The sequence below is a fragment of the Methylibium sp. genome, assembly GCF_031393925.1.
Classification (GTDB): domain Bacteria; phylum Pseudomonadota; class Gammaproteobacteria; order Burkholderiales; family Burkholderiaceae_C; genus Methylibium.
In genome coordinates this window covers 1-5700 of the sequence record NZ_JANMWL010000228.1, presented here as the reverse complement: position 1 = coordinate 5700, position 5700 = coordinate 1, and the positions used below count along the sequence as shown (strand labels likewise).

The 5700-nt window shown below is 70.2% G+C and carries 4 protein-coding genes; 2 read left to right on the top strand and 2 right to left on the bottom strand.

Annotation, left to right across the window (positions count from 1 at the left end; translation table 11 throughout):
• Window positions 1–156: GYD domain-containing protein (locus tag RMO12_RS12050; protein WP_309639483.1), on the bottom strand; the 156-nt coding region annotated here is incomplete at its 3' end.
• Window positions 157–406: 250 nt separating this feature from the next.
• On the opposite strand from RMO12_RS12050, the gene RMO12_RS12045 reads away from it, so the two are divergent.
• Both RMO12_RS12045 and RMO12_RS12040 read left to right on the top strand, forming a co-directional pair.
• Entirely contained in the window at window positions 407–724 is a 318-nt protein-coding gene (locus tag RMO12_RS12045; RefSeq protein WP_309639482.1) for a muconolactone Delta-isomerase family protein, read from the top strand.
• 159 nt (window positions 725–883) lie between these two features.
• Window positions 884–3304, top strand: coding sequence for a Tex family protein (locus RMO12_RS12040; RefSeq protein WP_309639481.1), 2421 nt, complete (start codon window positions 884–886; stop codon window positions 3302–3304).
• Between the two features lie 89 nt (window positions 3305–3393).
• On the opposite strand, the gene mdoH is transcribed toward RMO12_RS12040, so the two are convergent.
• Window positions 3394–5700, bottom strand: a 2307-nt coding sequence (gene mdoH, locus RMO12_RS12035) for a glucans biosynthesis glucosyltransferase MdoH (RefSeq protein WP_309639480.1), incomplete at its 5' end; no start/stop codon positions are given.

Here is a 5700-nt window from a genome sequence, read left to right as displayed (position 1 = left end):
CACCAGGTCGTAGGCGCCCTGGGTCCAGTGCACGCTCTTGACGGTGATGCCGGCGGCCTCGGTCAATCGTTTGAAGGCCTCGAAGCGCTCCGGGGAATCCTTGATGTTGCGTGCGCCCTGATCGGTGAAATTCACCAAGGTGATGTAGGCAGGCATGTTGTTTCCTTTGCATGAGCCCGCTGTGCGGGCCAGTCGACGCTCCATCGCGCTGGTGCCGAGCGCCGGGGGGAGGTCGTTGCCCGGGCGCCGCGCATGAGCACCAAGGCACTAGCTTCGGCGCTCGGAGCGCAGAAAACAAGCCCGGACGGGCGCTTCGCCGCCAGGCCGTCAGCGGGTTCGTGCGGAGCGGCATCGAGTCGCCGCCCTTGTACATTCGTTCACCACTTTGCAACCACCGGGGAATGTCATGGAACTGCTACTTCACGCACGGCTGCACAAGCCAGAGCGCATGTCCAACCAGGAATTCTTCAGCGCCTGGAAGCAGGAATCGGTGGCCGTGCTCGCAGGGGTCAAGGCCGGTGTGATCAAGAGCGTCTGGAAGGTGCCCGGGCGCTACGAGGTGATCGCCATCGTCGAGGTGGCGTCGGTCGAGCAAATCGACCCGCTCACCCACAGCCTGCCGCTCTTCAAGCTGGGCTACGACTACCTGTGCGACTTTGAATGGACGCTGCTGGGCTCCTACGAAGAGTGGGCACAACGCCTGGACGGGCTGGCCGGCGAATAGAGGGAGAAGGCAGCGCGGAGTGGGCCTGATGGGCTCACCCTGCCGCGATTCGTTGGCGCGCTGGCGGTGCGCCGAGATCGCCGAGCTCGCCCGAGGTCGCCGAGCCCACTGGCTACACTCGCGGCCCGCTCTCGCAAGCCGCCTTTTGCGGCCACCGCCTTGAACAAGATCCTGCTTCAAATCGCCACCGAGCTGAAGGTTCGGTCGGCGCAAGTCCACGCCGCCGTGGAACTGCTCGATGGCGGCGCCACCGTGCCCTTCATCGCGCGCTACCGCAAGGAAGCGACCGACAATCTCGACGACACGCAGTTGCGCGAGCTGGAGGCGCGGCTGGCCTACCTGCGTGAGCTGGAACAGCGCCGCAGCGCGGTGCTCAAGAGCATCGACGAACAGGGCAAGCTCACGCCGCAGCTGCGCGCCGCCATTGAGGCCGCGCCGACCAAGCAGGAGCTCGAAGACCTCTACCTGCCCTACAAGCAAAAGCGCCGTACCAAGGCCATGATCGCTCGCGAGGCCGGCATCGAGCCGCTGGCCGACCGCTTGTTTGCCGACCCGACGCAGGAGCCGCTGGTCGAGGCGAGCGGCTTCGTGGCCACTTACCAAGGAGGCGCTGCCGCGCTGACCGAGGCGGGCTTTGCCGATGCGCAAGCGGTGCTCGATGGCGTGCGCGACATCCTCGCCGAGCGCTGGGCCGAGGACGCGCGGCTCGTGCAGGGCCTGCGCGGCTGGCTGTGGGAAGAGGGTCTGTTCAAGGCCAAATTGCTGGACGGCAAGAACGAGCAGGACCCGGACGTCGCCAAGTTCCGCGACTACTTCGACTACGACGAACCGATCGGCCGCGTGCCTTCGCACCGCGCGCTGGCGGTGTTTCGCGGCCGCACGCTGGAAGTGCTCGACGCGAAGCTGGCGCTGGCCGAGCCGCCTGCCGCCGCGACGACCGCGCCCGTCAAAGCGCCTACGGTGTCGGTGGCCGAGGGCCGCATCGCGCTGCATCTCGGCTGGCGCCACCAGCAGCGCGCCGCCGACGAGCTGATCCGCAGGTGCATCGCCTGGACCTGGAAGGTCAAGCTTTCGCTGAGCCTGGAGCGCGACCTGTTCACGCGGCTGCGCGAGGACGCCGAGCGCGTGGCAATCAGGGTGTTTGCCGAGAACCTGCGCGACCTGCTGCTCGCCGCACCGGCCGGCAAGCGCGTCGTGATGGGCCTGGACCCCGGCATCCGCAGCGGCGTGAAGGTCGCGGTGGTGAGCGATACCGGCAAGGTGCTCGATACCGCTACCGTGTACCCGCATGAGCCGCGCAAGGACTGGGAGGGCTCGATCCACACCCTGGGCCGGCTGGCTGCGACGCATGGCGTGAACCTGATCGCCATCGGCAACGGCACCGCCAGCCGCGAGACCGACAAGCTGGCGGGTGAGCTGATCAAGCGCATGCAGTCGGCGCTGGCCGGCTCTGCATCGGGCGGCGGGGACGCGGGCACACCGCCGATCGAAAAGGTCGTCGTCAGCGAAGCCGGCGCCTCGGTCTACTCGGCCTCGGAGTTCGCCAGCAAGGAACTGCCCGAGCTCGATGTCACCCTGCGCGGTGCGGTCTCGATCGCGCGGCGGTTGCAGGACCCGCTGGCCGAGCTGGTGAAGATCGACCCCAAGAGCATCGGTGTCGGCCAGTACCAGCACGACGTCAACCAGGGCGAGCTCGCACGCACCCTGGGCACGGTGATCGAGGACTGCGTCAACGCCGTCGGCGTCGATCTCAACACCGCATCGGTGCCGCTGCTCGCGCGCGTCTCGGGCCTCTCGGCCACGGTGGCCGCCAGCATCGTTCGCTGGCGCGATGCCGAGGGCGCGTTTCGCAACCGCCGCCAGCTGCTCGAAGTGGCTGGCCTGGGCGACAAGACCTTCGAGCAGGCGGCGGGCTTCTTGCGCATCAGTGGTGGCGACAACCCGCTCGACCGCTCCGGCGTACACCCGGAAACCTATCCGCTGGTCGAGAAAATCCTTGCCAAGGCGGGGCGCCCGCTCGACCAGTTGATGGGCCGCGCCGAGGTGATCCGCGCGCTCGAGCCCGCGGCATTTGCCGACGAGCGCTACGGCGCGATCACCGTCAAGGACGTGCTGGCCGAACTCGAGAAGCCCGGCCGCGACCCGCGGCCCGACTTCAAGGTGGCGCGCTTCAACGAAGGCATTGAAGACATCAAGGACCTGCAGCCCGGCATGACGCTCGAAGGCACGGTCAGCAACGTGGCCGCCTTCGGCGCCTTCGTCGACATCGGCGTCCACCAGGACGGCCTGGTCCACGTGAGCCAGCTGGCCGACAAGTTCGTGAAAGACGCGCGTGAGGTGGTGAAGACAGGCGACATCGTCAAGGTGAGAGTGGTCGAAGTGGACCTCGCACGCGGGCGCATTGCGCTCACGATGAAGCTCGGTGCCGCGCTGCCGCACGCGCGCGACGGCGCGGGCAACGCCTACAAGCCCGCGAACCGCGACGAGCGGGCGCGCCCTGGCGGGCGAGCGACGGCTGCCGACCCATCGGCCGGCGGCGCACTGGCGCAGGCATTTGCGCGAGTGCAGGCCAAGCCCTAGCCGCACCGCGCAGCGCAGATTGGCGCCCACCCAGCTCGGGCTTGCGGACCACCCGCTTCGCTCTGCGCTGCGCCCGTCGACCCGCGGCTTCAGATCGGAACGGTCTGCCGTCGAGTCGTCTGTCGCACGCCATCCGCCGATGACACACGCTTCAAGCGCATCGATGACATCGATGGCGTGCGCTCGACCAACAGAGGCGCCGCCGATGGGCTGGAAGCCAGCATCACGATGCGCATGGCGGCCAGGTCGCTGGAGCTGAGCCCGCCGGTCTCGACGCTGCGTGGCACCACCCCCACGCCGGCCACGATCGCCAGGCTGGCGGTGGCCAGTGCGCGGCGCTGCCATGAGGCGACGACCATCGACGCGGCGGGCCGTGCAGCAGCCGACCGGGGCGGCGCGGCAACGCGTGCCGGCCGCCCGGCGGCTGACGATGCCGATCCCACCGGCCAGGCCGCACCGCCCTGCGTCGCATGCGTTGGCACGGCACGCACATCGCGCCACGCCGACTGCAGCACGGCCGGCGCGCGCAGCTCCTCGGGAATCAACAGCAAGCCGCGCAGGCGCCAGCTCTGGCCGACGCTGCGACGGCTCGTCAACACCGCCAGCGGCACCGCCAACACCAGCGGCAGCGCCAGCGGCAACACCCGCCAGGCCGCGCCCGGCTCGCCGGCCAGCGACCAAGCCATGAAGGCGGCGACCAAGCCGCCGACCAGTCCGAAGCGGGCGACCGCCTCGCCCCAGCCCAGGTCGTTGGCCTCGCGCGACGGCGATTTCCAGTGGAGTTCGAGCCCGGTGAGGGCGCCCACCACGAAGACCGAGTGCGCGACCATGCGCACCGGCGCCTGCAAGGCCGACAGCAAGGCTTCGAGCGCGGCGCTCGCGACCAGCCTGAGCGTCCCGCCATAGCCGGGCTGCTGGCCGCGCCGCAGCACCAGCAGCACCGCCAGCACGCGCGGCACGAACAGCAAGGCCAGGGTCGCCGCCCACAGCAAGGTGGCAGCGAGCGGGAAGGCCGTGCCGCCGACCGAGACCGCCATCAGTGCGTCCGCTTCGCCGCCCGCCACCACCCACGGCAGCACACCGAGCAGCACGAACGCCAGCCACAGCGGCGAGGCCACGTACGACATCGCGGCGCTCACGAACATGGCGCGGTGCACGCCGGCAATGCCGGGCTCGGCCACCAGGCGGGCGTTCTGCAGGTTGCCCTGGCACCAGCGGCGGTCGCGCTGCAGCTCGTCGACCAGATGCGGCGGCGGCTGCTCGTAGCTGCCCTCCAGCTCGGGCAGCAGCCAGACTTCGTAGCCGGCGCGGCGCATCAGCGCCGCCTCGACGAAGTCGTGCGACATGATCTCGCCGGCCAGGCCGCCACGGCCCGGCAGCTCGGCCAGCGCGCAGTGGCGCATGAAGGGCTCCACGCGCAGGATCGCGTTGTGGCCCCAGTAATGCGACTCGCCGAGCTGCCAGTAGGCCAGGCCGGCCGCGAACAGCGGGCCGGTCACGCGGGCGGCGAACTGCTGCACGCGTGCATGCAGCGAGTCGTGGCCGCAAGCGCGCGGCGCGGTCTGGATGATGCCGGCGCGGGGCTGCGCTTCCATCAAGCGCACCATCGTGAGCAGCGCCTCGCCGCTCATCACGCTGTCGGCGTCGAGCACCACCATGTAGCGGTAGGCCTTGCCCCAGCGGCGGCAAAAGTCGGCCACGTTGCCGGCCTTGCGCCGGGTGCGGCGCTGGCGCCAGCGGTAGTAGATGCACACCGCGCCGGCACTCGAGGCGAGCTCGTCGCGCAGCCGGCGCCAGGCGGCGAGTTCGGCGTTGCGCAGGGCCGCGTCCGCGGTGTCGGAGAGCAAGTAGACGTCGAACAGGCCGTCGGCCGTGCCGGCATTGCGCATTGCCGCGGCGAGCGATTCGCAGGTGGCGCGCAGCCCGGCGCTCACGGTGGCGATGTCTTCGTTGCAGATCGGCATGATGATCGCGGTGCGCGTGGCCGCATCGATCGGCCGGCCCGCCACCGCCTCGGCACCCAGCGCGTGACGGTCGCCGCGCACTAGCGCCAGGTAGCCCATCACCGCGGTCACGCAGCCGGCCGAAACCCAGGCGAACAACAGTGCGAAGAGGGCGGTCTGCCACTGCAAGTAAGCGCTCTGGTGGCCGGGCGCCGCGGCGTTCAGCACCACCGTGGCGAGGACGGCGCTGCTCGCCACCAGCAGCAGCAGCAGGCGGCGCCGCAAGACGGCGGCGGCGACCCAGTGGCCGAGCGGTGCCGGCCCACCGCCGCTGCGCGACGACCGCGCACCCAGCACCGACAGCAGCGCCATTGCCAGCCCGACCAGCACACCGGCCCAAGGCGCTGCAACCATCGCCCCGCGCCGCAAGGGCGGCGTCGCTTCGGGGCAGAG